Source organism: Neorhizobium alkalisoli (assembly GCF_007829835.1).
Classification (GTDB): domain Bacteria; phylum Pseudomonadota; class Alphaproteobacteria; order Rhizobiales; family Rhizobiaceae; genus Neorhizobium.
Genome location: NZ_VIWP01000005.1, coordinates 460,413 through 486,843 on the forward strand (window position 1 = coordinate 460,413; position 26,431 = coordinate 486,843).

Sequence of the window (26,431 nt, forward strand, 5' to 3'; positions counted from 1 at the left end):
TTGGGAGTGCGACGCCCGCTTAAGGTCCTCATGAGACAGCCCTACCCTTGATGCCCGCGCCCGGACAATCAAACCCTCACTTCTTCAGCGAGGCGATAAAACTGCGCCAGCCGCCCAGCGCCGTAATATCCTGCGCGCCGACGACTGCATGGCTTTCGCAAAGGAAGCCGGAAACCTGCGAACCGTCATCCAGCGTGATCTTGCCGATACCGAGCGGAGCGGGAATGTTCTGAACGAAACGGCCGAACACGGCCGGCGTCACCTTCCAGACCTCCACCTCGAGCCCCGCCCCGACAAATCCCGGCTCACGGATCAGGCCCGGCTTCGGTGGTGTCGTATTGGGCAGGGCAAACAGCCGGTAATCGCCGGCCGTGCGGCAAACCTTCTGCAGCACGCCGCCATGCGCCGAAAGCTCATGGTTCAGCGGCATGCCGCTCAGGTGTGCGCCGACCACGACGATGCTGACCAGCCCGTCATCGCGCACCGCGACCTTGCTCGCTTCCGGGATCACTACTGCGCGATCCTTGCCCATACCGGCACCGAGTGCGCGGTGCATGGCATCGGCAAAGGGTGACAGCGCATCGTCGGAAAATTCCGGCCCGAACAGGGTAACACCGCCGGAAAGCCCCGTCGCCTCGTCGAAACCCGCCGGAATGGCGATTGCCGCATAACCGAACAGATTGGCGAAGTTGGTATAACGGCCGAAATGACCGTTCTTGACGATCGGATCGGCCAGCATGTCCTCGACCGTATAGATGGTCGGCGAGGTCGGCAGCATCAGCACATCGACCTTGGCCCATTCGACGAGCGTCTTCTGACGCAGCGCTTCCAGCCGGTAACGCCCCTCAAAAGCATCAACCGCATCATAGGCCTTCGCACCTTCGATGATCGTCCTGACGGTTGGATCGAAATCATCGGCATTGGTGGCGATGAAATCTTTCACCGCGGCCAGCCGCTCGGCAACCCAGGGACCGTTGTAAAGAAGCTCGGCCGCCTGACGGAAAGGTGCGTAATCGAAGGGTACGATCGTCGCCCCAAGCGTTTTAGCACGCTCGATCGCGGCATCATAAAGCGCCTCATAGGCCTTGTTGCCGAAGAACTCACGCTCGCTTTCGGCAAGCACACCGATACGCAGACCAGACTGCGGCAGGTATGCCGGAACGGCCGCCCGCGAAAACGGATCGGCAGCATCGTAACCATCCATCACCCGACGCACGGCCACACCATCGCCCACGGTCGCGGCAAACACCGTCACCACATCGACGCTGCGGCAGGCAGGCACGACGCCGACATTCGGCACCAGACCCGGCGTCGGCTTGATGCCGACGAGGTTGTTGAAAGCCGCCGGCACACGGCCGGAACCGGCCGTGTCGGTGCCAAGCGCAAAGGAGACGAGGCCCGAAGCCGTCGCAATGGCGGAACCCGAGCTTGAACCGCCCGAGACATAGGCACTGTCGAACACACAACGCGGCGCGCCATAAGGCGAGCGCGTGCCGTTCAGCCCCGTCGCGAACTGGTCGAGATTGGTCTTGCCGATGACGATGGCACCGGCTGCCTTCAGTCGCGCGATGAGGGTCGCATCCTTGTCAGGCGTATAGGCATAGGCCGGGCAGCCGGCCGTCGTCGGCACGGCGGCGACATCGATATTGTCCTTCACCGCGAAGGGAACGCCCCAGAGCGGCAGGCTGTTGGCTTCCGGCGCGCGGTCCATCAGATCCTTGGCGGCAGCGCGCAACTCTTCATCCGGCACGGCCGTGATAAAAATGGCGGGATCGGTGGAGGCATTGCGGCGTGCGATGACCTCTTCCACGAGGTCGAGCGGCGACAGGCCCTTTGCATAGGCTTGGGCGACCGAAGCGAGATCGAGAATGGCAGGGAGCATCAGTTTTCCTCTAGGATCGCCAGCACATCGCCGGCCTTGACATTGCGGCCCGGAGCGACGCGCAGCGCGCGCACGGTGCCCGAGGCATGGGTGGTCAGGGGTATTTCCATCTTCATGGATTCGATGATGGCCAGCGTATCGCCGGCAGAAACCGTCTGGCCGGGTTCGACAAGCACTTTCCAGACATTGCCGGGAATGGCGCTTTCGACCCCGAAACAGCCGACCGGAATGTCGCCTTCGGGCGCGACGGCGTCGTCGGTGACGGAAAAGCTGTCGAGCCCCAGCTCCTTCCAGCGACGACGTTCCGCCTCGAAAGCCGCCTGCTGGCTCGCCTTGAAGGCGCCGATCGTTTCGGAATGGGCCGAAAGCTCTTTTGCGTAATCCGCATAGGAGAACGTACCTTCCTCGATCCGCACCTGATAGGCGTCATGCGGGAAGGCTTCCCGCGCGTCCATCAATTCGTCATGGCTGACGGGGAAGAAACGGATCTGGTCGAAGAAATCGAGCAGCCACGGTTTTCCCCTGGCGAAGGCGGATGTCTGCCGCCAGGTATTCCAGACCTGGATGGTGCGCCCGAACAGCTGGTAGCCGCCCGGCCCTTCCATGCCATAGATGCACATATAGGCGCCGCCGATTCCGACCGCATTTTCCGGCGTCCAGGTGCGGGCCGGATTGTACTTTGTCGTGACCAGACGATGGCGCGGATCGAGCGGCGTCGCGACGGGCGCGCCGAGATAGACGTCGCCCAGCCCCATAACGAGATAGCGCGCATCAAAGATCGTCTGCTTCACCGCCTCTTCATCGGCAAGGCCGTTGATGCGGCGGATGAACTCGATATTCGACGGGCACCAGGGCGCATTGGGGCGCACCAGTTCCTGATATTTCTGCATCGCCAGTTCCGCCTGCGGATCGTTCCACGACAGCGGCAGATAGACGGTGCGGCTCGGCACCTTGACCTGATGGACAGGCGGTAGGCTCTCTTCAAGCTCGCCAAGCAGGCCGAGAAGCTTGCTGCGACCAAGCGACGAACCATCATAATGGATCTGCAGCGACCGCACGCCGGGCGTCAGATCGATCAACCCCGGAAGTTTTGCCGCCTTGATCGCCTGCATCAGCAGATGCACACGCAGCCTCAGCCCGATATCGAGCCGCATCGACCCGTATTCGACCAGCAGATTGTCATCCCCCTGCCGGCGATAGACCACCGGGACATCCCGGTCCTCCAGCGTGCCGACAATCGCCGAGCCGGCTTTCTCGCCTATGCCCGCCACGTAAGGCACAGCCACCGGCTCGCCAATCGGCTGTACCGGATGGAAGCGAATACGGTCGCCGGGCTTGAACTGGCCCATCTTCCACTGTTCGTCACGGGCAATCACCGCCGGGCAGACGAAGCCGCCAAGGCTCGGCCCATCGGGACCGAGAATGATCGGCATGTCGCCGGTAAAATCGATCGCACCGATCGCATAGGCATTGTCATGCAGGTTGGACGGATGCAGCCCCGCCTCGCCGCCATCCTCACGCGCCCATTTCGGCGCAGGCCCGATCAGCCGCACACCGGTACGGGCGCTGTTGAAATGCACTTCGTATTCGGTCGAAAAGAGTGTCGCGATATCCTCGTCGACGAAGAAATCGGGCGCTCCATGCGGGCCGTAAACGACGCCGACGCTCCAGTCGGACATCAGCTCAGCCGGTTCGCTGGCCGGTTTTTCGCCAGCCTGTTCGGCCCGTGCGAGCCTGAGGCTATCACCCGCCTTCAGCACGCCGGTCGCATGACCGCCAAAATGCCCGAGCCCAAAGGTAGCCCGCGATCCGAGCACGACCGGCGCCGCAAAGCCGCCGGCAACGGCGAGATAGGCACGTTGTCCCGCCCCGCTGATCGCGCCGACCGAAAGCATCTGTCCGGCTTTCACTTCAATCGCCGCACCATGCGCCACCTTTGCGCCATCGAGCAGCATCGGCATCCCGGCACCGGCAAGCGCGATGGTGACGTCTGAGAAGAATTTCAGCACCGGCCCGGCCACCGTCAGCTCCAGCGCCGCCGTCTCGTCGGCATTGCCGACCAGCCGGTTGGCATGCCGGAAGGAACGCTCGTCCATCGGCCCGCTCGGCGGCACGCCGACATGCCAGAGGCCAAGCCGCCCCGGCAATTCCTGAATGCTGGATTGCGCCCCCGGTGAGACCACCTCGATCACGTCCGGCTGAAACACGAAATCCCGAAGCGCCGTCGTCGCGACATCGCCGCTGGCAAAGAGGTCCGAGCCAGCAATCGCCCTCAGATAATCCAGATTGGTCTCGATACCGGCCACAGACGACGCATCGAGCGCCTTGTTCAGCGCCTCGATCGCCGACGCCCGGTCGTCGGCAGAAACAATCAGCTTGGCGAGCATCGGATCGTAAAACGCCGTCACCTCGGTGCCTGTCTCGATCCAGCCATCGACCCGGATATTTTCCGGAAACGAAACCTCGGTCAGCAGCCCGGCGCTCGGCCGGAAATTCGCATGCGGCATTTCCGCATAAAGCCGCGCCTCGATCGCCGCCCCGCGCGGCTTCAGACCTTTCGCACGCGAAAGCACATCCTCGCCCGCCGCTTGGGCGATCATCCATTCGACGAGATCGATGCCGAAAACGGCTTCCGTCACCGGATGCTCGACCTGAAGGCGGGTATTCACCTCAAGGAAGTAGAATTCCTGCCGAGCCGGATCGTAGATGAACTCCACCGTGCCGGCCGAGGCATAATTGACCGAGCGCCCGAGCGAGACGGCCGCCGCATGCAGCCGCGACCGCAGGTCGTCGGAGAGACTCGGCGCCGGCGTTTCCTCGATCACCTTCTGGTTCCGCCGCTGCAGCGAGCAATCCCGCTCGCCAAGCGCAATCACCTCGCCCTTGCCATCACCAAAGATCTGCACTTCCACATGCCGGGCCTTTGAAACGAAGCGTTCCAGATAAACGCGGTCGTCACCAAAGCTGGCCGAGGCCATGCGTTTGACGGTGGCGAAAGCGGCCGCCAAGGCTTCAGCATCCTGACAGAGCTGCATGCCGATACCGCCGCCGCCCGCGGTGGATTTCAGCATGACCGGGTAACCGATCGCCTCAGCTGCCGTCAGCGTCTCCTCGACCGTATCGAGCAGCCCGCTTCCCGGCAGCAGCGCAAGGCCGCTTTTGACGGCAAGTTCTCGCGCAACATGCTTTAGCCCGAAGGCGGCGATATTATCGGCGCTCGGGCCGATGAAGCGGATCCCCTCCACCTCCAGCCGCTTGGCGAACTCAATGTTTTCAGACAGAAACCCGTAGCCGGGATGCACTGCCTGCGCACCCGTCGCCTTGCAGGCGGCGATGACGGCATCGACATTCAGATAACTCTGCGTGGCCGGTGCCGGACCCAGCCGCACGGCTTCGTCGGCCATCAGCACGGCCTTGGAAAACCGGTCGGCATCCGAATAAACGGCAACGGAAGAAATCCCGAGCGTCTTCAGCGTCCGGATGATCCGAACCGCGATCTCGCCGCGATTGGCAATGAGGACTTTGGTGAACATCAAGCCTATTCCTCGGCGTCCCAGACGAGAACCCGAACCGGTGTCGGATCGAACCCGTTGCAGGGATTGTTGATCTGCGGGCAATTGGAGATGACGAGCAGCACATCCATCTCCGCCTTCAGCTCGACATAGTCGCCCGGCGCCGAAATGCCGTCGACGATGGTCATCTCGCCGGTCGGTTCGATCGGCACGTTCATGAAGAAGTTGATGTTCGGCACGACATCCCGTTTGCCCATGCCGTGCTTGGCGACTTCGAGCACGAAATTGTCGCGGCAGGCATGCAGGTAACGTGTCTCGTGGCCGAAACGGACGGTATTGCTTTCGCAGGAGCAGGCGCCGGCCGACGTATCGTGCCGGCCGCAGCTGTCGGCCGTCATCTTCAGCATCACCCGGCCTTCATTGGAGATGATGTTGGTGCCGGTCGAAATATAGGCCGCACCCTGTTCGCGCATCGTATCCTGGTTGGAATACCGCTCGGAAAAGTCGGCAGCGTTATAGAACAGCGTGTCGATTGCCTGCTGGCCAAAACTGTCCTCGATGCGCACGGTCTGGCCCTTGCGCACGACGGTCGAAAACGGCGCTTCGGCGGCGATGAAATGGTCCTGCGCGGCATTGTCGAGCCGGCGTGAGGGCGAAGTCTGTTGAAATGCGGTCATGGTCTTTCGTCCCTCACTCAGGCGTCGGCGAGCACGTTGTTTTCAAAACCGCGGACGGCTTCGGCGGTGGCAGTGCGGCAAAGGTCATCCGCCGCGGGTTCGACCGCCTTGATGCGGGTGACGGTGACCGGATTGGGCGCATAGACTGGGTTCGGATCGAGCGGATGCGGGCAATTGGAAAAGCCGACGATCATGTCCATCTCGGCGCGCAGCTCGATATAATCGCCCTCGGAAATCAGCTCCGGCTTCCACAGGAACTTGCCGTCGGCATCGACCCGCACCGGCGCGAACAGCGCCAGCGCTGCCGGGATATCGCGCTTGTCGAGGCCGAGCTTGGTCGTCATCTTCACAAGGTTGTCGCGGGTGTTGCGGATGTCAGGGCCATTGGCGCCAGCATATTTTTTGGCATTGGAAGACGCGGTCGAACCGCCCATCAGGCAGTCATGCGCGCCGGAACTGTCTTCGGTCACGGAAAACATCACCTTGCCCATGTCGGAGAGGATGACGCGGCCTTTGCCGAGCCCGGTCGTCCACTGGACCTTCACTGTATCCGGCAGGTTCAGCCTTTCCGTCGGCTCGGCGGCATTCCAGGCAACGACCGTCACCGTCGAAAAACCTTCGTCGAGCGAAACACGCAGGACCTCGTTCTTTCGAACCTTGGTCGCCCAGTACCAGCCGCCCGGAATCACTTCCCGATGCAGGACCTGATCGGCGGCAATCGCAGGCGCTGGCTTTTCGCTCTTGCCCGGCAGAGCCGTCGGCGCAAATTCCAGGCCCTTCTTCTGGTGTTCTTCATAACGCGCCCGGTTGGCGGCGATTTCTTCGGGTGAACGTCTGATGTGCACGGTCGTGCCTCCTACCATGTCTCGTTATTCGCTTTGGGGGATCGCCAAGGCCGGCCCGTCGCGGCCCGGTCTGATCAGCGAGGGAAGGCCGGCGCGGCGCGGCGGCCAGATGGGAATGTCGCGGGTGATCGAGGCGCCGTAACGCAGCTTTTCCTCCGGCCGGTCGCGGCGGCGCTCGAAGGCAACGACGCGCGTGGCAAGCGTAAAAGCCTCCGCCATGTCATGCGTCACCATCACGACAGTCATCGGATGTTCGTGCCAGAGCCGTCTCATCAGCGCATGGATTTCGGCGCGAATGCCTGGATCGAGAGCCCCAAAGGGTTCGTCGAGCAGAAGCACGCGCGGCTTCATGACCAGCGCCTGCGCCAATGCCAACCGCTGCTGCATGCCGCCGGAAAGCTGTGCCGGATATTTCTGCTCGACGTGATCCAGCCCGACCTGAGCCAGCATTTCACGGGCTTCCGCAACAGCTGCTGCCCGCCTTTTCCCGAACAGCCGCGCCGCATGCCGCGAGCCCGACATTTCCATGCCGAGCAAGACATTGCCGAGCACTGTCAGGTGCGGAAACACCGAATACCGCTGGTAAACGACACCACGATCCGGTCCCGGTTCGGGTGGCAGCGGCACGCCATCGAGCAGGATCTTTCCGCGCGTCGGCGTCTCCTGTCCGAGCAGAAGCCGCAAGAATGTCGTCTTGCCTGAACCGGAAGCGCCGACCAGAGCCACGAAGGCACGCGGCTCGACCGTGATCGACACGTCCTCCAGCACGATCTGGTCGCCATATTCCTTCCAGACCTTCTCGACCGTCAAAGCACTCATGACGGGTTCTCCAGAACGGTCCATGGAAAGATTTTTCGCCGCAAGGCATCGAGCGACCAGTCCATTCCGGCGGCAAGCAGCGTGATCCAGGCGACATAGGGAAAGATGATGTCCATCGACAGATAACGGCGCACCAGAAAGATGCGGTAACCGAGCCCGGCATCCGACGAAATCGCCTCGGCAGCGATCAGGAACAGCCAGGCAGGCCCGAGCTGCAGCCGCAGACAGGTGATCAGCCGCGGCAGGATCTGCGGCAGCACGACACGGATGGCGATCTGCCACGAACCGCCCCCGAGCGTCTGCGCCTTGACCAGTTGTTCGCGCGGAATTTCCGAGGCTCTGAGCGCCAGATCGCGGATCATGATCGGCGTGACGCCGATGGCGATCAGGGCGATTTTCGAGGTTTCGCCAAGACCGGCGATGATGAACAGGATCGGCAGCAGCGCCAGCGGCGGCACCATGGAAAGGGCTGCGATAAAGGGCGAAAGCAGCGCCCGCATATAGGGCAGCATGCCGATCAGCATGCCGATGAGAAGTGCAATGACGACGCCGATGCCGAGGCCCGAAACGAGCCGGGTCAGGCTTGCGACCGTGTCGCTCCAAAGGATGTAATCGCCGGTGCGGGCATCCGCAGTCAGCACGAGGCGGTTGATCGCATCAGCAAAGTCGCCGATGCCGGGCAGCAGCTTGTCGCGCGCATTCTGAGCCAGCCGCGCCGCCGAGCCGACCGCATAGGCGATCAGCAGCAGGACGAAAGGCGCGAGCGCAAGCGCGAGTTTCGCGCCTTTGCTGGGCTGCAGGTTGATCCAACGCATGGAAGGGCTCCGCTTCGGGTTTTCAGGCGCGGCACCGATCGATGACAGATCGACCCCGCGCCGGTTTCAACTCAGAGCGAACCCTTGGCGGCGGCATCCATGTAGCTGGTGGTGAAACGCAGCTTGATGTTGCCCTTGTCGCCCAGAACCTTGCCGTCGGGCATCTCGATGCCGATGAAATCGGCCGAGGTCGCGCCATTGCCGAGCAGCGCCTTGGAGAAGAGGAAGTTGCGGACCAGATCCATCGTTTTCGGCAGATCGGCAGAGGCGGTAAACGTGACGGCATCGGCCGGCTTGTCGAACAGTTTCGTCGCCTTCATCTGCGCTTCGAAACCGGCAAGATCGGTGCCGGAGGCCTCGCCCATTTCCTTACGGGCGGCCTCGCCCTCAGCGCCGGTCGCGGTCATCACCTTCATCGTGTCGTACCAGATGCCGGCCAGAGCCTTGCCGAAGTTCGGATTGTCCTTCAGCACCGCCGAATTGGCGACCATGAGATCGATGATCTCGCCGGGGATCTGCGCACTGTCGAACACTTTCTTCGCGGTCGGATCTTCGAGAATGGTCGAGACCAGCGGGTTCCAGGTGACGACGGCAGTCACGTCAGCCGTCTTGTAGGCGGCGACCATGTCGGCATCTGAGGTGTTGACCACCTTTACGTCGCGTTCGCTCGAACCCATCGTTTCCAGCGCACGGGCAAGCAGGTAATGCGAGACGGAGAACTCGACGAGATTGACGTTCTGACCCTTGATATCGGCAAGCTTGTCCTTGTTCTTCAGGATGACGGCGTCGTTGCCATTCGAAAAGTCACCGACGATCACAGCGGTCGTATCGACGCCGCCGGCTGCGGGAATGGAAAGCCCGTCCATATTGGTCAGCGTCACGGCATCGAAGGCGCCGGCCGTGTACTGGTTCATCGATTCCACATAGTCGTTGAACTGGGTGACATCGATGGTGATGCCGTATTTGTCGGCCCATTTCTTGACGATGCCGTGATCCTTGGCATAACCCCAGGGCATCCAGCCGACATAGATCGACCAGGCGACCTTGAATTCCTTTTTCGCTTCAGCATGCGCACCGGACACGGCGCCAAGCGCGATCGCGGCAGACAAAGCGGTGATAGACATCAATTTTTTGAAATGCTGCATTGGCTTCCCCTTTGTTTAAAAAAAGGGATCGGCATAGACCAACGCCGCCAATCCCTTGGCTAACGAGGTCTCCCGGGCTTTTATCCCGCCGTGCACCTGACGGGATGTCTCCCCGCCAGTGGCAGCTCTCGGACCAGCACGTCAAAACGACGCCGGAACCCTAGCCGCCAACTCGGCAGAAACGATGCAAGCAGCATGCCAGATTGAGAAAGCCCCGATTTGCAGCAGGTTCAGCTGGCAGGGAGCGCAGATCACGCAAGAAGTGATGAAAATTCAGGCCCGAGGTCAAAAGATAGGCGCGCACAGAAAGGCTGGAAAGATTACACTGGGCCGCTACCTAATGGTTTTAGCCATCCGCATCCAACCACCCATGTAGCATCCGCATTGGAAGACCAATCTGTACTGCCGCTCCAGGCGGTGGTCATGCGGCAGGCACAGATACCGATATCGCAGGAACCCGGTCGATTGATGATCCTGGTTCATAACCTCTATCGATACAGCTGGCTGGATGTCCGGCTGAAATTGGTAGATCCTGCCGACGAGGCAAATTCTATTTCGCAAGAATCGAGGAGATCCCATGCAACTCCAGATCAACAATAAGACCCACGAAGTCGATGCCGATGGCGATACCCCGCTTCTCTGGGTTATCCGCGACAATCTCGGCATGACCGGCACCAAATATGGCTGCGGTCTTGCACAATGCGGCGCCTGTTCGGTGCTTGTGGATGGGGAGATCGTCCGCTCCTGCGTCACGCCACTCGACAGCGTTATCGGCCGTTCGGTCACGACGATCGAAGCGATCGAGACGGATCCGGTCGGCAAGGCCGTGGTCGCAGCCTGGGTCAACCATCAGGTGCCGCAATGCGGTTACTGTCAGTCCGGTCAGGTGATGGCCGCGACCGCTCTCCTCAAGCAGACGCCTAACCCGACGGAAGACGATATCGCCGCGGCGATGGTCAATCTCTGTCGATGCGGCACCTACAACTTCATCAAGACTGCGGTCAATGAAGTTGCAGGTCGCAAGGAGGCATCGCTATGAACGAGATCCTCCGCCACCCTTCGGCCGAAGCCGAACTCCCAACCGGTGCGCCCGTCAACATGTCCCGCCGCGGCTTCCTGCTCGGCTCGGCCGGCGTCGCCGCCGGCGCTCTCGTGATCGGCTTCGGCCTTCCCGTCGGCACTGCCCGCGCGCAGGATGCCGCAGCGAAAGTCGCCCCCGGCACCCGCGTCCCGGCATTTCTTGAAATCCGTCCGGACAATACCGCCCGCCTTATGAGCCCCTTCGTCGAAGGCGGCCAGGGCGTCTTCACGGCGATGGCACAGATCGTCGGCGAAGAACTCGACATGGATCCGCAGTCCTTCGTGGTCGAAAACGCGCCGACCGGCCCGGACTATCTCGTTGTCTTCGGCAAGATGCGCATCACCGGCGGCTCGATGTCGGTCCGCACCAGCTACGACACGATGCGCCATCTCGGCGCCTCGGCACGCGCCATGATGATCGAGGCCGCGGCAACGCGCCTTGGTGTTCCGGCCGCCGAACTGACGACCGAACCAGGACAGGTCGTGCATGCCGCCTCCAGCCGCAAGGTTTCTTATGGCGAGCTTGCGGGCGATGCGTTGAACCTGCCGGTTCCGGCAGCCGACAGTGTCAAGCTGCGCGACCCGAGCCAGTTCCGCTGGATCGGCAAGCCGGTCAAGCGCCTTGATATGTACGACAAGTCGACCGGCCGCGCGATCTACGGCATCGACACCAAGGTGGACGGCATGCTGCATGCCGCCGTCCAGCATGCGCCGCGTCTCGGCATGACGGTTGCCAGCATCCGCAACGAAGATGTCGTCAAGGCCATGAAGGGCGTGCATTCCGTGCACAAGCTCGATGGTGCGGTCGCCGTCGTCGCGGAACGCTGGTGGAATGCCAAGCGCGCGGTCGAGGCGCTTCAGGTCCAGTGGAACGAGGCGGGAGCCGAAGCCAAGGGCAAGGGCATCCGAGTTATGCCCGCAGATTTCTCGACCGCCGCCTTTGCCGATCGCCTGGCCAAGGAACCGGGTGCCGGCAAGGATGCGGAGAAGGAAGGCGATGCCGCGGGCGTTCTGGCCAGCGCCAAGACCGTCGTCTCCGCCACCTATCACAGCCAGTACCTGCACCACGCCCAGCTCGAACCGCCCTCGACGCTTGCCCGCTTCAATGACGACGGCAGTCTCGATCTGTGGATGCCCAACCAGGCGCCGGAAATGTTCCAGGCCGACATCGCCAAGATGACCGGCCTCGACGCTTCCAAGGTCAATGTCCACAGCCCGCTTCTCGGCGGCTTTTTCGGCCGGCACTTTCTCTACAAGTCGGCCAATCCCTATCCGCAGGCCATCCAGCTTGCCAAGGAAACGGGAAAGCCGATCAAGCTGATCTGGACCCGCGAGGAGGAATTCCTGCGTGACCCGATGCGTCCCATGGCAGCGGTCCGTTTCCGCGGCGCTCTCGACGAGACCGGCATGCCGATCGCGATCGAGGCAATCAGCGTCTGCGAAGGCCCGACCGAAGGCATTTCCGGCCACAACCCGGACAAGATGGACCCGACGGCTCTGGAAGGCCTGACCGGCAAGGACTATGCCATCCCGAACAAGCGGATCGCCCAGCTTTATGTCGAGAACCCGACCATGCTCGCCTATTGGCGTTCCGTCGGCAATTCGATGAACGACTTCCTCTACGAGTCCTTCCTCGACGAACTCGCAGATAAGGGCGGCCAGGATCCCTATGAGCTGCGCCTGAAACTGCTCAAGGACAATCCCCGCCTCAGCAACCTCCTGAAGGCGGCGGGTGAAATGTCCGGCGGCTGGAAGCGTGGCCCGTATACGGCCGCGGACGGCACGCGACGGGCGCGCGGCGTCGGCATGGCTTCGCCTTTCGGCAGCTATACGGCGGCGATTGCGGAAGTCTCGATCAAGGCCGGCGAAATCGTCGTGCACGAGGTCTGGGAAGCCATCGATCCGGGCAGCATCGTCAATCCGGCGATCATCGACGCGCAGATCCAGTCTGCCGTTGCGCTCGGCCTGTCGCAGGTCCTGCTCGAGGAAGCCGTCTACGAAAAGGGTGTGCCGGTCGCACGCAATTACGACCTCTATCCCATCCTTCCGCCCTCACGCATGCCGCGGGTTCACGCGCGGATCGTCGAGAGCGGTGAAAAGATGGGTGGCATCGGCGAGCCCGGCCTTCCCGCCATCCCGCCGGCAGTTGCGAATGCGGTCTCGACCCTCACGGGTCAGCGTATCCGCAGCATGCCGCTCTCCCACTACACGTTCGAAGCCTGACGCCTCGCTTGGCAGCGCCCGGAAACATCCGGGCCGGCCGGGCTCGAGATGCGCCGCGATTGGCCTGCAAGGGCCATGCGGCGCTTTCGTCGCAACGAAACCTGTTTATAGGATGGAACGTCCTTGAAGAAATTTCTTCTGACCCTGATCGCAATCATCGTGATTGCCGGTGGCGGCCTTTTCTGGTTCGTCACCCACAAGCCCGGCTCGCCTTTTGATGGCGAGACCGCTTCTGCCGCCCCGGCAGACCTCGTCCATCGCGGCGAGATGGTGGCCCGCCAGGCGGACTGCGTCGCCTGTCACAGCACGCCGGACAGCAAGCCGTTCTCCGGCGGACTGGAAATGGGCACGCCGCTCGGCTCGATCTTCGCCACCAATATCAGCCCGGACAAACAGACCGGTATCGGCAATTACACGCTTGCCGATTTCGACCGTGCCGTCCGCCATGGCGTGACGCCCGATGGCAAGCGCCTTTACCCGGCCATGCCTTACCCGTCCTACGTCAAGATGACGGATGATGACATCCGCGCGCTCTATGCCTTCATGATGAACGGAGTCCAGCCGCAGAATGTGCCAAACAAGCCAAGCGGCATCGAATGGCCGATGAACATGCGCTGGCCGCTCGCCTTGTGGAACGCCGTCTTTGTCCCGTCCGGCACCTATGCGGCAAAACCACAGCAGGATGAACAGTGGAACCGCGGCGCCTATCTCGTCCAGGCCGCCGGCCATTGCGGCGCATGCCACACGCCGCGCAGCGTCACGATGAACGAAAAGGCGCTCGACGAAGGCGGCACCGACTTCCTCGCCGGCGCCCTGCTCGATGGCTGGTACGCGCCGAGCCTGCGTCAGGACCACAATACCGGCCTTGCGCGCTGGAGCGAGGACGACATCTTCGCCTTCCTCAAGAACGGCCGCAACAAGCATGCCGTCGTCTTTGGTTCGATGGCCGAGGCCTATAACAACTCCACCCAGTTCATGACGGATGACGACCTGAAGGCGATCAGCCATTATCTGAAATCACTCCCCGGCGATCCGGCGCGGGACGGACAGCCCTGGGCCTATGTCGCGGCAACATCGGCCACTGGCAATGCCGGCAAGCCCGGCGCCCAGACCTATGCGGCGAAATGCGGTTTCTGTCATGGTACCGACGGCCGCGGCAAGAACGAGTGGATCCCGCCGCTTGCGGGTGCTGCCTCCTCGCTGATCAGCCACAGTGAATCGCAAGTCAACGTGACCCTGAACGGCTCGGCCCGCGTGGTGACGGCGGATATCCCGGATGCCTACCGCATGCCGTCCTTCCGCGAACAGCTGTCCGATCGCCAGATCGCGGACGTGATCAGCTATGTGCGCTCGTCCTGGGGCAACCACGGCGGACCGGTGACGCCGGAAGACGTGAAGGCGCTTCGGGAACATACCGATCCGGCCAGCAGCAACCCGATCGTGCTTCAGATGCGGTGATGTTTTGGGAGGGGCCTGTCGTCAAAGCAGGCCCCTTCATTTTTCGCCCGCTTTGCAATCAATCTCTCCGGCCGGAGCGGTCATGCCGGAAATGAACGTCGGTTTGAGCGAAATAGCGCAATGCCTCTGCCCTCCATGGTGCTAAAGGGATAATTGTCGCAGGCCGGACCTTTGACCCTGTCCCGAGGCGATGTTCGGCGCACAAGCACGAGGGCAAGGTTTTCGATGGGAATGGACACGACCGGAAAGACGACCGTCAGGCCTGCCAGAAAGGCGGATGTGGCCGTGCTCGGCAAATACGGCGCCATGCTGGTGGCGCTCCATCACCAATGGGACCGAGACCGCTTCATTCCCGCCGCCAAAAGTACGCCGGCCTCTTACTCGCACTGGCTCGAAAGCCAGATTCCCCGGCCCGAAATCGTCGTCCTCGTCGCCGAACGGGCTGGAGCGGTCATCGGCTATACCTATGCCGGCCTGGAAGGCTATGACTACATGGATCTGCGGGGACCGGCCGGAGTGATCTACGATCTCTTCGTCGATCCCGACCGGCGCAAGGAGGGTGTCGGCCGCATGCTGCTGTTGGCAACCATCGAGGAACTTAAAATGCGTGGCGCACCTCAGGTCCTTTTGTCGACCGCCCACAAGAACGAAGCGGCACAGAGCCTGTTTTCTTCCTGCGGCTTCCGCCCGACGATGATCGAGATGACCCTCAACATTCCGCCGGCAGACCGCACGTGATCCTCTATCGATAACGCAGCGCCTCGATCAGCAGCGCGAAAGCCGGCGATGCGAGGCGACGGCTCGGATAATAGAGATGATAGCCCGGGAACGGCGCACACCAGTCCTCGAGCACCTGCACCAGCCGCCCGTCCTTGACCAGCGGGCCGAGATGATCGTCCGGCAGACAGGTGAGGCCCACCCCGTCAAGCGCCGCATCGATGATCATAGGCACGTCGTTGCAGACGAATTGCCCTTCGACACGCACGTTGAGCGGCCGCCCGTCGCGCTCGAATTCCCAGGCATACAGTCCGCCGAGTGTCGGCAGGCGAAGGTTGATGCATCTGTGCTGCGTCAGGTCGTGCGGCGTCTGCGGTATCGGATGGCGCTTGAAATATTCGGGCGAGCCCGCCACCATCATGCGCAGTTCCGGACCGATCCTGACCGCGATCATGTCCTTTTCGATGCTTTCGCCCAGCCGCACACCCGCATCGAAACGTTCCGCCACCAGATCGACAAACCGCTGGTCGACAGAAATCTCGACATTGATATCGAGATAGTCGGTCATCAGCCGCTTGACCGCAGGCATCAGGATCGTCTCGGCGGCATGCCGGCTGGAGGTGATGCGGATATTGCCGCCGGGTTGCTGGCGCATCGCGCTCAGGGCGTCGATCCGGCCCCTGATATCGTTGAAGGCGGGGCGCAGCGTCTCCATCAGCTGTTCGCCGGCCTCGGTTGCGACGACATTGCGCGTCGTCCGCGTCAGAAGCCGCACGCCCATCCGCTCTTCGACCCGTCGCACCGTATGGCTCAGCGACGATTGCGATGTGCCAAGCTGCGCCGCCGCACGCGTAAAACTGCGCTCTTCCGCAACCGTCAGAAAGGCGACGAGATCACCCAGCTCATCCCGTTTCATCATCACTCATGAATCCAAAGTATAGGTTATGCAATGAATTAACATTCGGCCGGATCTATCCGCCAGCGCTAAATCCGTTTGCACGACGAGTTGATTGACGGTGACCACCCGTCTCGCCTCCCTGGCACCGCACATTCATGAATGGAACGCATAAGGCCAATCGATTTTCACCCTCTAGTTTAAGAGGCGCAGACCCCCACTTCATTGGAAACGCGAGCTCCCGGATGACGTCGGTCGACCCGGATCGGGACTGCTCAGCGGAGCCATGAAGAGGAACCAGAGATGAAGAATATCGTCGCCAGCATCGCCATGTCCACGCTTGCCGCAACCGGCGCAGAGGCACAGGAAGAACGGCGCCGTGTCGCTCCTCCTGCCGTCTACGACGTCGCGCCCGGCCTCGGCGACTTCACCGACAATGTCCTTTTCGGCGAAGTCTGGGAACGCACCGAACTCAAGCCGCGTGATCGCAGCCTCGTCACCGTGTCCGCCATCGTCTCGACCGGCAGGACCGCCCAGATCGGCGGCCATGTGCGCCGGGCTCTCGATAACGGTGTCAAGCCGGAGGAAATCGGTGAGCTGATCACCCAGCTTGCCTTCTATTCCGGTTGGCCGAACGCCATGTCCGCAGTGGCCGAAACCAAAAAGGTGTTCGACGAGCGCAATATCGGGCCCGTGGCAAGCAGCGCGGCTGCACGGATCGAGCTCGAAGCTGCGGCGGAAGCAGCACGCACTGCAACGGTCAACGGCTCCGTGGCGCCGACGGCAGCCGCTCTTGCCGACCTGACCAACCGTGTGCTCTTCGGCGATCTTTGGCAGCGCCCCGACCTTTCCGCACGTGACCGCAGCCTGGTGACGATGTCGGCGCTGATCGCGATCGGCCAGCCGGAGCAACTGCCCTTCCATGCCAATCGCGCAATGGATAATGGCCTGAGCCGCGCCGAGGCCTCCGAAGCCGTGACCCATATCGCCTTTTATGCCGGCTGGCCGCGCGCCATGTCGGCCGTGCCGGTGCTGAGCCGGGTCTTCGAAACCCGCAATGCCGCCGCCCAGCCGGCACCTGCACCGGCGAACATCCAGGTCACCCGTGCCGGCGCGACCCCGGCAAAGGGGCCGGCGGATTATTTCACCGGCGAGGTCCAGGTCTCGGGCAATTACAAGGGCACCGAACCAGCACGGATCAGCGGCGCGACGGTCTCGTTTTCAGCCGGCAGCCGCACGGCCTGGCACACACATCCGCTGGGCCAGACGCTGTTCATCGTCTCCGGCACCGGATGGGTGCAGAAGGAAGGCGAGGCCGTCCAAACGGTCAAGCCGGGCGATGTCGTATGGATCCCGCCGCTGGTCAGACATTGGCATGGCGCTTCGATGGATGAGCCGATGGCGCATTTCGCCGTTGCGGAAGCCCAGAACGGCAGCGTCGTGACCTGGCTGGAAAAGGTATCCGATGAGGATTACAACAAGGGCAGCGCCATAGATTGAACGCGGGGAGCAAGCAAAGATGCCACATGACCTCGACAGGCGGAAACTTCTGAAAGCTCTGCCCCTGACTGCCGCCGGATTGACGCTGACGGCAGGTGCGGCATCGGCGCAATCACAATCACAGCCCCAGCCCACCGGCACCAGCCGGACACTGGTGGCCTATTACTCGCGAACCGGAAACACCGCGGTGATCGCCCGCCAGATACGGCGTGCCCGCGACGGTGTGCTTTTCGACATCAAGACCCTGAACCCGTATCCCGAAGACTATGAGGAGACGGTTGCCCAGGCGAGCCGCGAAACGAAATCCGGATATCTTCCGCCGCTCGGCCAGTTCGTCGCGAGCATCCGGCAATATGAGACGATCTATCTCGGCTTCCCGATCTGGGGCATGACCGCGCCGCCGGTGATCCGCTCCTTTCTCCGGGCCCATGACCTTTCCGGCAAGACCATCATGCCGTTCATAACCCACGGCGGTTATGGCCTCGGGAACAGCATGGACATCGTGACATCGCTGGCCGAGGGCGCCGATGTGAGACCGGCCTTTTCGATGGAGGCCGATCAGGAAAAACGCACGCTGCAGCAGGTGACGGGCTGGCTGACCAGCTAGTTCCGACCGGACAAGCCGGCTGACGGGATCTCCGCCAGCCCTTCAAAACCTCCAAATTCCGGGCCGATAACGCTCGATCTCGATCCACCCCGGAAGGTCTGGCAGCCTCCGGGGCGTTATTTTTTGGCCTTTCAACAAAAATGACCAAGAAAACGGCATTTCGAAATCATGACTCACTTTACATACCAATTAATATGTATGTAACATCAAAGCATGAAAACCACCCGAAAGCCTCGCCGCTCGCAGATGGAGCGCACCGTCGAAACCCAGTCTGTTCTGGTACAGGCCACCGTTCGGCTTCTGGCGACGGCAGGCTTCGCCAAGACGACGACCCAGTCGATCGCCAAGGAGGCCGGCGTCACCACCGGCGCCCTGCATCATCACTTCCCGACCAAGGACGACCTGATGCTGGCGGTGCTGGATCAGTCCGCCATCACGGTCGAGGCGAAACTGCAGTCGCAGAGCATCGCGCCCTGCGCCGGAAAGGCCAGCATCCGCGAGATCGTCGACCACCTCTGGCAGATCTACGGCCAGGCGGAATATTGGGCGGTCTGGGAGATCATTATCGGCACGCGCGTCGATGCCGAGCTGCACCAGCGCATTCTCGAACACCGCGCACAGTCGATGGCGAATGTCGTCCAGCCCTTCCTGAAGCGTATCGAGAGCCTGACCGGCTCCGCCGAACAGGGCGTCGAAATCTTCGAATTCATGCTGATCACGATCCGCGGCCTGAGCCTTGAGCGCTTCATGGACAAGGACGCCGCCTATTTCGATCGGCATCTCTCGATGCTCGCGGATTTCGTGAGCTTCCGCCTGCAGGGATCCGGCCAGATGGCCGAAACCCCTCCGAGCACCATTCCTAACCTTTAAGTCCATAGAACCGGGGAACTTCAACACCATGCAAACAACTATCGACGCGCCGGCGACCGGCGTGAACGGGCGCGTGAAAACGCTCGTCGGCGGCTCGATCGGCCATTTCATCGAATGGTTCGACTGGGCGATCTACGGCCTGATGGCCGGTGTCATCGCCGCCCAGATGTTTCCGGCCGCCGACCCGGCGGTCTCGCTGATCTCCAGCCTGTCCGCCTTCGCAATCGGCTTCATCGGCCGCCCGATCGGCGCCATCATCCTTTCGCCGATGGCCGACAAATACGGCCGCCGCACATTGCTTGCCGCGACCATCATCATGTCCGGCGCCGGCAGCCTGATCATCGGCCTTTGCCCGAACTATGCGCAGATCGGCATTCTCGCTCCGATCATCATCGTTCTCTCCCGCCTGCTCCAGGGTTTTGCCGGTGGTGCCGAATACCAGATCTCGGCAACCTTCCTGAACGAACATGCATCGCCGAAGAACCGCGCCTTCAACGCCTCGCCGCAGCAGATCTCGATCGGCCTTTCGGTTCTCGCCGCAACCGCCGTGGCTGCAATGACGACAAAATTCTTCTCGCCGGAAACCCTGCAGGCCTGGGGCTGGCGCGTTCCTTACCTGCTCGGCGCGGCAATTTCCGTCTACGGCTTCTTCATGCGCCGTGGTCTCGATGAAACTCCGTCCTTTGCAGCCAATGCCAAGAAGATGGCCAACCGTTCGCTCGGCTCCATCCTTGCGGCGCTTGCCAAGCATCCGCGCGAAACGCTGATCGTCTTCGTTCTGCAGATGAACGGCGTTCTGTACTACATGTGGCTGATCTTCCTGCCGACCTATGCCAACATGATCGGCGGCCTGCCCCGTCCGGAAGGCTTTGCCGGCAACATGATCTCGACCGTCGTCTACATCATCGGCGTACCGACCTTCGCCTATATTTCCGACCGCGTCGGCCGCAAGCCGCTGCTCTTCGCAACCGCGGTCCTCTTCCTGATCTTCGTTTATCCGCTGCTTTCGCTCCTGAATGGCCAGGTCTCGTTCTGGACGTTCACGCTGGTCGCTTCCATCGGCGCCCTCTTCCTGTCGATGAACAATGGCGTACTCGGCACCGTGCTGTCGGAACTCTTCCCGACCGAAGTGCGCACCTCCGGCATCGGCATTCCCTATGCCATCTGCGCAGCGCTCTTCGGCGGCACCGCGCCGCTCGTCGCAACCTGGCTGCACGGCCTTGGCGGCGTCTGGTATGTGTCGCTCTATGCCATGCTGATCTGCGTCATCAGCATCGTCACCCACCTCTTCCTGACGCCGGAAACACGTGGACGGTCGCTCGATTGAGCGGCCATTCCAAAGCATTCTTCATGGGACTGATTTGATGAAATTTCTTCTCAAGGCAGACCGGGTGATCGACGGCAGCGGCGCACAGCCGCTGCCGAACGCCACCGTCGCGGTCGAAAACGGCAAGATCACTAGCGTCTATCAGGGCGAGGTGCCCGAAAGCGCCAGTGCCGGCGCAAAAGTCCTCGATTTCCCGGGCTCCACGATCATGCCGGGCATGATCGACACCCATGTCCATCTCAATCTGCCGGGCGACGGAACCTCGCTCGAAGATGCCGTCAAGGAACCGCAGGGCGTTCTCGTCGCCACCGCGACCTTCACCGCCAACCGGGCGCTTGCCGCCGGCATCACCACCGTGCGCGATCTCGGCGCGATGACCGACACGGTCTTCAATCTGAAGCGCGCCATCGCGCTCGGCCATGGCACCGGCCCGCGCATTGTCGCCTGCGGCCAGCCGATCACCATTACCGGCGGCCATACCTGGTATCTCGGCGGCGAAGCCGATGGCGTCGATGGACTTCGCAAGAAGGTTCGCGGCATGGTCAAGCAGGGCGCAGACTTCATCAAGGTCATGGGTTCGGGCGGCGGCACAATCGGCACGCTCTCCTGGCGCGCGGCCTATACGCGCGAAGAGATGCAGGCGCTCGCAGATCAGGCCCACGCGCTTGACCGCAAGATCGCCGTTCATTGTCTCTGCGCGGAATCCACCGAATTCGCGATCGATGCCGGTGTCGACCATATCGAACATGCCGGCTTCCTGATCGACGGCAAGGGCAATCAGAAATTCGAGCCGCGCATCGCCGAAAAGCTCGCGAAATCCGGCATTCCGGTCACCGGCACGCTCGCCGTCTCCGGTGCTGTGGTGAAGATGATGTCGGCCCGCGAAAACCTGACCGAAGCCGAACAGGCCTTCCTCGCCCGCTGGCGCGGCATGATGGCCGACAATATCGAGCAGTTCAGCAAACTGCGCGAGGCAGGCGTGCGCTTCGTCGCCGGTACCGATGCCGGCTGGCGCTTCACGCCGTTCGACGGCCTGCCGCTCGAGATGGAAATGATGCAGCAGGGCGGCATGTCCGCGCTCGATGCGATCACCGCCGGAACCGGCTTTGCAGCCAAGGCGATCGGCATCGACGACAAGGTCGGCACGCTGACGCCGGGCCTCGCCGCCGACATCATCGTCGTCAAGGGCAATCCGGTCGACGATCTCGACCACCTGCGCCATCTCGACCTCGTCATGCAGGCCGGCGAGATCCGCGCACACGCACAGAAGGCCGCCTAAAAGGCGGCCTTAGCCACTGACAGACAATTCCATACCCGAAAGGCGAAACCCGTGCGCGTTTCCGATGCCAACTGGCAGCATATCGAAGCCTATCTGAAGACCGACGACCGGGCGATCCTGCCGCTCGGCAGCACCGAGCAGCATGCACAGCTCTCCCTCTCGGTCGATTCCATCCTCTCGGAGCGCGTCGCCGTCGAGGCTGCAGAACCGCTCGGCATTCCGGTCTTTCCGGTTCTGGCCTATGGCATCACGCCCTATTTCATGGCCTATCCGGGCACGATCAGCCTTCGGATGGAAACCTATGCCGCGATCATCCGCGATATCCTCGACGGCCTGAAGCGCCAGGGCTTTCGCCGCATCCTGATCGTCAACGGCCATGGCGGCAACCAGCCGGGCGGCAGCCTTGCCGTCGAATGGATGACCGACAATCCCGATGTCGCTGTCAAATTCCACAACTGGTGGAATGCGCCAAAAACCTTTGCCAAGGTGCAGGAGATCGACAAGGTCGCCTCGCATGCCTCCTGGATGGAAAACTTTCCGTGGACGCGCCTCGCCGGCGAGATCCTGCCGAAGGAGCAGAAGCCGATGATCGATTTCGGCCGCATGCGCGTCATGGGCCCGGATGCGGTGAAGGACTATGTCGGCGACGGCAATTTCGGCGGTTATTACCAGCGCCCGGACGATGAGATGCAGACGATCTGGGATGTGGCGATCGCAGAAACCCGCGAACTTCTGGAAGGACCGTGGAAATGACCTCACCCATTGTCATCTGGGGCGCCGGCGCGATCGGCGGCACGCTCGGCGCGGCCTTCATCCGTGCCGGTCATGAGGTCGTATTCGTCGACAACGTCAAGGACCATGTCGACGCGATCAATGAAAAGGGCCTGACGATCACCGGCCCAATCTTCGAAGCAACGGTGACGGCGAAAGCCTACCTGCCGGAAGAGATCGAAGGCACCTATGAGCGCATCTTCCTCTGCGTCAAAGGCCATCATACGGAAGCCGCCGCCAAAGCGCTTGCACCGCATCTTGCCGAAAACGGTTATGTCGTCTCGGCCCAGAACGGGTTGAACGAACAGGTGATCGGCCGTGTGGTCGGCGACGACAGGGTCATCGGCTGCTTCGTCAATTTCGGGGCGGATTATCTGGAACCGGGCGTGATCAACTATGGTGGCCGCGCTGCAGTCGTTGTCGGCGAGATCGACGGCAAGGTGACCGAGCGCATCAAGGCGATCCACACGATGATGCTGCAATTCGAGGAAAAAGCCGTCCTCACCGACAATATCTGGGGCTATCTCTGGGGCAAGTTGATCTACGGCGCGCTGCTGTTTGCCACCGCCGTCACCAATGACAGCATTGCCGATGTCTTCGCCAATCCGGCCTATCGCCCGATGCTGACGCGGCTTGCCCACGAGGTCGGCCATGTCGCCAAGGCAAGCAATGTCCGCACGGAAGCCTTCGACGGTTTCGACCCGGCCGCTTTCGCGCCGACCGCACCGGCTGAAGAAACCGGAAAATCCTTCGACGGAATGGTCGCCCATAACCGCCGCTCGACCAAATCCCATACCGGCGTCTGGCGCGACCTTGCCGTGCGCAAGCGCAAGACCGAAGTCGATGCGCAGATCCTGCCGATCGCCGAGACCGGCCGCGCGCTCGGCATCCCGACCCCGCTGACCTTCAAGCTGGTCGAGTTGATCCATGAGATCGAAGAGGGCAAACGTCCCCTCGACAGCGCAAATCTTGATGAACTCGTGAGGATACCGGCATGAATATCGACTTTCCTGGCAAGACCGTCATCGTCACCGGTGCAGCGCATGGTTTTGGCCGCGCCATCGCACTCGGTTTCGCCGAGCGCGGCGCAATCGTGCATGCCTGCGACGTCAACGAGGAAAGCCTTGCCGAAACGGTAAAGCTCTGCGGCAACAAGGCGAAGGCCCACCGCCTCGATGTCGGTGACCGCACTGCCGTGCAGGCAACCGTTGCCGCGATCGAAGCGGAAACGGGCGGCATCGACATTCTCGTCAACAATGCCGGCGGCGTGCGCGGCCAGGTCGGCCGGCCGATCGAGGAGATTTCAGAGGAAGACTGGCGGGTGATCTTCGACGTCAACCTCTCGGGCGCCTTCTTCATGTCGCAGGCGGTAGCACCCGGCATGAAGGCAAAGAAGGCCGGCCGCATCATTAACATCTCGAGCGGCGCAGGGCTTGGCATTTCGCTGACCGGCATCCAGGCCTATGCCAGCGCCAAGGCCGGCCAGATCGGCCTTACCCGCCAGCTCGCCCACGAACTCGGCCCCTTCAACATCACTGTCAACAACGTTGCCCCCGGTTTCGTCCTCTCCAATCCGGCGAGCCAGAAACAATATGAAGCGATGGGACCGGAAGGTCAGGCAAGGCTGATGCAGAACATCGCCCTGAAGCGGCTCGGCGCACCAGATGACATCGCCTCCATGGTGATGTTCTTCGCCTCCGATTTCGCCAACTGGGTGACCGGCCAGGTCATCAGCGTGGATGGCGGCAAATGACGACGCTCGACGCGGCAAAGGCCTATCTCGACGCGCATTACGAGGATGCCCTTGAGGATCTCAAGGCCTTCTGCCGCATCGAAAGCGTCAGCACCGACCCGGCCTATCGGGAAGGAATCCGTGCGGCCGCCGGTTTCGTGGCGGACCGACTGACGCGGGCCGGCTTTAGCCGGGTCGCCCAGCTCGAAACCGGTGGCCACCCGGCCGTTTATGGCGAGATCATCAGCGATCCGTCGAAGCCGACCTATCTCGTCTACGGCCATTACGACGTGCAGCCGCCGGACCCGCTCGACAAATGGGTGACGCCGCCTTTCGAGCCCAGCGTGCGCGACGACCGGCTTTATGCCCGCGGCGTCTCGGACGACAAGGGACCGCTTCTGATCCCGATCCTCGTTGCCGAAGCCTTCATGCGCACGGGTGGCAAGTTGCCGGTCAACATGAAGGTCCTGATCGAAGGCGAGGAAGAGGCCGGCAGTCCGAATTTCGAGGCAACGCTCGACAGATATCGCGACCTGCTCGCCTGCGACGCCGTGATTTCAGCCGATGGCGCCATGTGGCGCCCGGACAGGCCATCGCTCACGGTCGCAAGCCGCGGCATGGTCGATTTCGAGATCATCGTCAAAGGCCCGTCCAAGGACCTGCATTCCGGCCGCCACGGCGGCAGCGCGCCGAACCCGATTACCGCTCTTGTCGCTCTGCTCGCCTCCCTGCATGGCGGCGACGGCCGCGTCACGGTCGATGGCTTCATGGATGGCACGGCGGCACCGGATGCCCGCATCCTTGCCGCGATCGAGGCCGCCAATTTCGATTCCGCTTCTTATTACGCCGAGATCGGCACCGCAAAACCCGATCCGATCGACAATGGAAGAGAACTTCTCCTGCGCCAATGGCTGGAGCCGACACTGGAATTCAACGGCATCAGCGGCGGTTATCAGGGCGAAGGCTCGAAGACGATCATTCCGAGCACGGCAAGCGTCAAGATCACCTGCCGGCTGGTTGCAGGCCAGAAGCCGGATCATGTTGCCGAGGTCGTGAAGCGCCATCTCGAACAGCGCCTTCCGCCGGGCATTTCGCTCGAATTTCATCGGCAGGGCCCAGGCAGCGAAGCCTTTTTCGTCAATCCCGACCTGCCCTTGCTGGCCACCGCCGAAGATGTTCTCGGTGAACTTCTCGGCCAAAAGCCACTGCGTGTCGCGATGGGCGCAACCGTGCCGATCGGCTCGGCAATCCGAAAGATCCTCGATCGGGAAGCGATCTTCTTCTCCTTCTCGACCTCGGACGAGGATTATCACGCGCCGAACGAATTCCTGCGGCTGAAGAATTTTCGGCTGGGCCTTTCGGCCTGGGCGCAACTGCTGGAGCGTCTCGGCCGCTGACGACCCGTTAGCCACAAGGATACTGGACTTCCTGAGTTACGAGGCGGCCGAATGGGTCATTGCGCACGGCGAAGACGGTCGACCGTCTCGTCGGTGCTCCATACCCCGTTCGCCATGAAACGGTAGTTGATGAGCGCAGCGAGATAGCCGTCCCCATCCGGGAGTTTGGGCGCAGCGACGGCATCACGCACGACGGCCACCTCGAAGCCGACTTCGAGCAGGTCCCGCATATGGGATTCGACGCACATATTGGCGAGCATGCCGGCCAGGATGACCTGGTTGATGCCCTGTTTACCGAGCTGCAGCTTCAGATCATTGGCCTGCGGACCATAGACCTTGTGCGGCGAGCAGATGATCGTTTTGCCATCTTCGATAAAGGGTTTGAATTCCTCCATGAAGTCGGCCCCCGAACCGCGAAATCCCTCGACCGTATAGGGGCCATTGCGATCGAAGGCGCCCGTTTCGTGCTGAAAGACTTCGAGCGGCGCCTGCCAGCGCCAGTGATGGTCCCAGCAGTAATAATAATGCGGTGAGACGGCGACCATGATCCCGGCCTGCTTGGCAGCCGTGAACAATTCGATGAGATTGGGCACGAGGTTGTTTTCGGTCACGCTTTCGCCGACGGCCGCCCAGGCCTTGCCCTTTGGGCTCATGACATCGACCTGCGGATCGATGACGACGAGCGCCGTGCGCCGCAGGTCCAGAACCATCTCCGTCTTCGGCAGCATGGGCTTGGCCGCATCCGCATAAAGCGCGGCCGATTTCTCGGAATAAGCCGGTTTCATCGCAGTCTCCCTGAAGGGCGTTGATACGGGAATGCCGTCCGGTGGACCTGTTTTTTTCGCAGGCTCCACCGGACGAAATCAGCGGAAGCAACATC

At 62.0% G+C, this 26,431-nt stretch carries 22 protein-coding genes and 1 riboswitch; of the genes, 13 read left to right on the top strand and 9 right to left on the bottom strand.

Annotated elements, in window-relative coordinates; all coding sequences use genetic code 11:
* Positions 1 to 76: 76 nt before the first annotated feature.
* The 7 genes from atzF to FHW37_RS21370 form a co-directional block, all read right to left on the bottom strand.
* The gene (gene atzF, locus FHW37_RS21340) at positions 77 to 1,882 is read right to left on the bottom strand and encodes an allophanate hydrolase (RefSeq protein ID WP_145640025.1); all 1,806 of its coding nucleotides are present in this window, start codon (positions 1,880 to 1,882) and stop codon (positions 77 to 79) included.
* Positions 1,882 to 5,415 carry an urea carboxylase gene (uca, locus tag FHW37_RS21345; protein WP_145640026.1) on the bottom strand — a complete coding sequence of 1,178 codons (3,534 nt, stop codon included), beginning with the start codon at positions 5,413 to 5,415 and terminating at the stop codon, positions 1,882 to 1,884. The genes atzF and uca overlap by 1 nt, the downstream gene beginning before the upstream one ends.
* Positions 5,416 to 5,420: 5 nt before the next feature.
* Positions 5,421 to 6,071 carry an urea amidolyase associated protein UAAP2 gene (locus tag FHW37_RS21350; protein WP_145640028.1) on the bottom strand — a complete coding sequence of 217 codons (651 nt, stop codon included), beginning with the start codon at positions 6,069 to 6,071 and terminating at the stop codon, positions 5,421 to 5,423.
* Positions 6,072 to 6,088: 17 nt separating this feature from the next.
* On the bottom strand, positions 6,089 to 6,916 hold the full coding sequence (locus tag FHW37_RS21355; protein ID WP_246690853.1) for an urea amidolyase associated protein UAAP1: 828 nt from the start codon (positions 6,914 to 6,916) through the stop codon (positions 6,089 to 6,091).
* A gap of 24 nt (positions 6,917 to 6,940) precedes the next feature.
* The gene (locus FHW37_RS21360) at positions 6,941 to 7,735 is read right to left on the bottom strand and encodes an ATP-binding cassette domain-containing protein (RefSeq protein WP_145640031.1); all 795 of its coding nucleotides are present in this window, start codon (positions 7,733 to 7,735) and stop codon (positions 6,941 to 6,943) included.
* Positions 7,732 to 8,550: an ABC transporter permease gene (locus FHW37_RS21365; RefSeq protein WP_145640032.1), complete on the bottom strand. Its 819-nt coding sequence runs from the start codon at positions 8,548 to 8,550 to the stop codon at positions 7,732 to 7,734. The genes FHW37_RS21360 and FHW37_RS21365 overlap by 4 nt, the downstream gene beginning before the upstream one ends.
* Positions 8,551 to 8,621: 71 nt before the next feature.
* A complete protein-coding gene (locus FHW37_RS21370) occupies positions 8,622 to 9,695 on the bottom strand; it encodes a putative urea ABC transporter substrate-binding protein (protein ID WP_145640034.1) in 1,074 nt (357 codons plus the stop codon).
* Positions 9,696 to 9,762: 67 nt separating this feature from the next.
* Positions 9,763 to 9,870: riboswitch (guanidine-I (ykkC/yxkD leader) on the bottom strand.
* A 402-nt stretch (positions 9,871 to 10,272) separates the two neighbouring features.
* Between FHW37_RS21370 and FHW37_RS21375 the strand changes: the two genes are divergently transcribed.
* The 4 genes from FHW37_RS21375 (at position 10,273) to FHW37_RS21390 (ending at position 15,194) form a co-directional block, all read left to right on the top strand.
* The gene (locus tag FHW37_RS21375) at positions 10,273 to 10,734 is read left to right on the top strand and encodes a (2Fe-2S)-binding protein (RefSeq protein ID WP_145640035.1); all 462 of its coding nucleotides are present in this window, start codon (positions 10,273 to 10,275) and stop codon (positions 10,732 to 10,734) included.
* Positions 10,731 to 12,998 carry a xanthine dehydrogenase family protein molybdopterin-binding subunit gene (locus tag FHW37_RS21380; RefSeq protein WP_145640037.1) on the top strand — a complete coding sequence of 756 codons (2,268 nt, stop codon included), beginning with the start codon at positions 10,731 to 10,733 and terminating at the stop codon, positions 12,996 to 12,998. The genes FHW37_RS21375 and FHW37_RS21380 overlap by 4 nt, the downstream gene beginning before the upstream one ends.
* Positions 12,999 to 13,121: 123 nt before the next feature.
* Complete coding sequence (locus tag FHW37_RS21385; protein WP_145640039.1) at positions 13,122 to 14,456, top strand: c-type cytochrome; 1,335 nt, start codon at positions 13,122 to 13,124, stop codon at positions 14,454 to 14,456.
* Positions 14,457 to 14,687: 231 nt separating this feature from the next.
* Positions 14,688 to 15,194, top strand: coding sequence for a GNAT family N-acetyltransferase (locus tag FHW37_RS21390; RefSeq protein ID WP_145640041.1), 507 nt, complete (start codon positions 14,688 to 14,690; stop codon positions 15,192 to 15,194).
* Positions 15,195 to 15,198: 4 nt separating this feature from the next.
* Here the strand turns inward: FHW37_RS21390 and FHW37_RS21395 are convergent, their stop codons facing one another.
* Positions 15,199 to 16,089 carry a LysR family transcriptional regulator gene (locus tag FHW37_RS21395; protein ID WP_145640182.1) on the bottom strand — a complete coding sequence of 297 codons (891 nt, stop codon included), beginning with the start codon at positions 16,087 to 16,089 and terminating at the stop codon, positions 15,199 to 15,201.
* Between the two features lie 282 nt (positions 16,090 to 16,371).
* Between FHW37_RS21395 and FHW37_RS21400 the strand changes: the two genes are divergently transcribed.
* The 9 genes from FHW37_RS21400 to FHW37_RS21440 all read left to right on the top strand — a co-directional run bounded on the left by FHW37_RS21400 (position 16,372) and on the right by FHW37_RS21440 (position 25,551).
* Positions 16,372 to 17,568, top strand: a complete 1,197-nt coding sequence (locus FHW37_RS21400; RefSeq protein WP_145640043.1) for a (R)-mandelonitrile lyase — start codon at positions 16,372 to 16,374, stop codon at positions 17,566 to 17,568.
* A 19-nt stretch (positions 17,569 to 17,587) separates the two neighbouring features.
* Positions 17,588 to 18,175 (top strand): flavodoxin, encoded by a 588-nt coding sequence (locus FHW37_RS21405; protein ID WP_145640045.1) that lies wholly within the window; start codon positions 17,588 to 17,590, stop codon positions 18,173 to 18,175.
* A gap of 213 nt (positions 18,176 to 18,388) precedes the next feature.
* Positions 18,389 to 19,045, top strand: coding sequence for a TetR/AcrR family transcriptional regulator (locus FHW37_RS21410; protein ID WP_145640046.1), 657 nt, complete (start codon positions 18,389 to 18,391; stop codon positions 19,043 to 19,045).
* Positions 19,046 to 19,073: 28 nt separating this feature from the next.
* The gene (locus tag FHW37_RS21415; RefSeq protein WP_145640048.1) at positions 19,074 to 20,372 is read left to right on the top strand and encodes an MFS transporter; all 1,299 of its coding nucleotides are present in this window, start codon (positions 19,074 to 19,076) and stop codon (positions 20,370 to 20,372) included.
* Between the two features lie 37 nt (positions 20,373 to 20,409).
* Positions 20,410 to 21,651 (top strand): amidohydrolase family protein, encoded by a 1,242-nt coding sequence (locus FHW37_RS21420; protein WP_145640049.1) that lies wholly within the window; start codon positions 20,410 to 20,412, stop codon positions 21,649 to 21,651.
* 51 nt (positions 21,652 to 21,702) lie between these two features.
* Complete coding sequence (locus FHW37_RS21425) at positions 21,703 to 22,404, top strand: creatininase family protein (protein WP_145640051.1); 702 nt, start codon at positions 21,703 to 21,705, stop codon at positions 22,402 to 22,404.
* Positions 22,401 to 23,420, top strand: coding sequence for a ketopantoate reductase family protein (locus FHW37_RS21430; protein WP_145640053.1), 1,020 nt, complete (start codon positions 22,401 to 22,403; stop codon positions 23,418 to 23,420). The genes FHW37_RS21425 and FHW37_RS21430 overlap by 4 nt, the downstream gene beginning before the upstream one ends.
* Positions 23,417 to 24,175, top strand: a complete 759-nt coding sequence (locus FHW37_RS21435; protein ID WP_145640055.1) for an SDR family NAD(P)-dependent oxidoreductase — start codon at positions 23,417 to 23,419, stop codon at positions 24,173 to 24,175. The genes FHW37_RS21430 and FHW37_RS21435 overlap by 4 nt, the downstream gene beginning before the upstream one ends.
* Complete coding sequence (locus FHW37_RS21440) at positions 24,172 to 25,551, top strand: dipeptidase (protein WP_145640056.1); 1,380 nt, start codon at positions 24,172 to 24,174, stop codon at positions 25,549 to 25,551. Before FHW37_RS21435 ends, FHW37_RS21440 begins: the two co-directional genes overlap by 4 nt.
* 56 nt (positions 25,552 to 25,607) lie before the next feature.
* On the opposite strand, the gene FHW37_RS21445 is transcribed toward FHW37_RS21440, so the two are convergent.
* Entirely contained in the window at positions 25,608 to 26,336 is a 729-nt protein-coding gene (locus FHW37_RS21445) for an isochorismatase family protein (RefSeq protein WP_145640058.1), read from the bottom strand.
* Positions 26,337 to 26,431: the final 95 nt, after the last annotated feature.

Excerpts from the sequence above, each read along its gene's own strand:
- FHW37_RS21440 (WP_145640056.1), top strand. The coding sequence starts at position 24,172 with ATGACGACGCTCGACGCGGCAAAGGCCTATCTCGACGCGCATTACGAG.
- FHW37_RS21415 (WP_145640048.1), top strand. The coding sequence starts at position 19,074 with ATGCAAACAACTATCGACGCGCCGGCGACCGGCGTGAACGGGCGCGTG.
- uca (WP_145640026.1), bottom strand. The coding sequence starts at position 5,415 with ATGTTCACCAAAGTCCTCATTGCCAATCGCGGCGAGATCGCGGTTCGG.
- FHW37_RS21375 (WP_145640035.1), top strand. The coding sequence starts at position 10,273 with ATGCAACTCCAGATCAACAATAAGACCCACGAAGTCGATGCCGATGGC.
- FHW37_RS21360 (WP_145640031.1), bottom strand. The coding sequence starts at position 7,735 with ATGAGTGCTTTGACGGTCGAGAAGGTCTGGAAGGAATATGGCGACCAG.
- FHW37_RS21365 (WP_145640032.1), bottom strand. The coding sequence starts at position 8,550 with ATGCGTTGGATCAACCTGCAGCCCAGCAAAGGCGCGAAACTCGCGCTT.
- FHW37_RS21395 (WP_145640182.1), bottom strand. The coding sequence starts at position 16,089 with ATGAAACGGGATGAGCTGGGTGATCTCGTCGCCTTTCTGACGGTTGCG.
- FHW37_RS21435 (WP_145640055.1), top strand. The coding sequence starts at position 23,417 with ATGAATATCGACTTTCCTGGCAAGACCGTCATCGTCACCGGTGCAGCG.
- FHW37_RS21410 (WP_145640046.1), top strand. The coding sequence starts at position 18,389 with ATGAAAACCACCCGAAAGCCTCGCCGCTCGCAGATGGAGCGCACCGTC.
- atzF (WP_145640025.1), bottom strand. The coding sequence starts at position 1,882 with ATGCTCCCTGCCATTCTCGATCTCGCTTCGGTCGCCCAAGCCTATGCA.
- FHW37_RS21350 (WP_145640028.1), bottom strand. The coding sequence starts at position 6,071 with ATGACCGCATTTCAACAGACTTCGCCCTCACGCCGGCTCGACAATGCC.
- FHW37_RS21405 (WP_145640045.1), top strand. The coding sequence starts at position 17,588 with ATGCCACATGACCTCGACAGGCGGAAACTTCTGAAAGCTCTGCCCCTG.
- FHW37_RS21370 (WP_145640034.1), bottom strand. The coding sequence starts at position 9,695 with ATGCAGCATTTCAAAAAATTGATGTCTATCACCGCTTTGTCTGCCGCG.
- FHW37_RS21420 (WP_145640049.1), top strand. The coding sequence starts at position 20,410 with ATGAAATTTCTTCTCAAGGCAGACCGGGTGATCGACGGCAGCGGCGCA.
- FHW37_RS21430 (WP_145640053.1), top strand. The coding sequence starts at position 22,401 with ATGACCTCACCCATTGTCATCTGGGGCGCCGGCGCGATCGGCGGCACG.
- FHW37_RS21390 (WP_145640041.1), top strand. The coding sequence starts at position 14,688 with ATGGACACGACCGGAAAGACGACCGTCAGGCCTGCCAGAAAGGCGGAT.
- FHW37_RS21380 (WP_145640037.1), top strand. The coding sequence starts at position 10,731 with ATGAACGAGATCCTCCGCCACCCTTCGGCCGAAGCCGAACTCCCAACC.
- FHW37_RS21400 (WP_145640043.1), top strand. The coding sequence starts at position 16,372 with ATGAAGAATATCGTCGCCAGCATCGCCATGTCCACGCTTGCCGCAACC.
- FHW37_RS21445 (WP_145640058.1), bottom strand. The coding sequence starts at position 26,336 with ATGAAACCGGCTTATTCCGAGAAATCGGCCGCGCTTTATGCGGATGCG.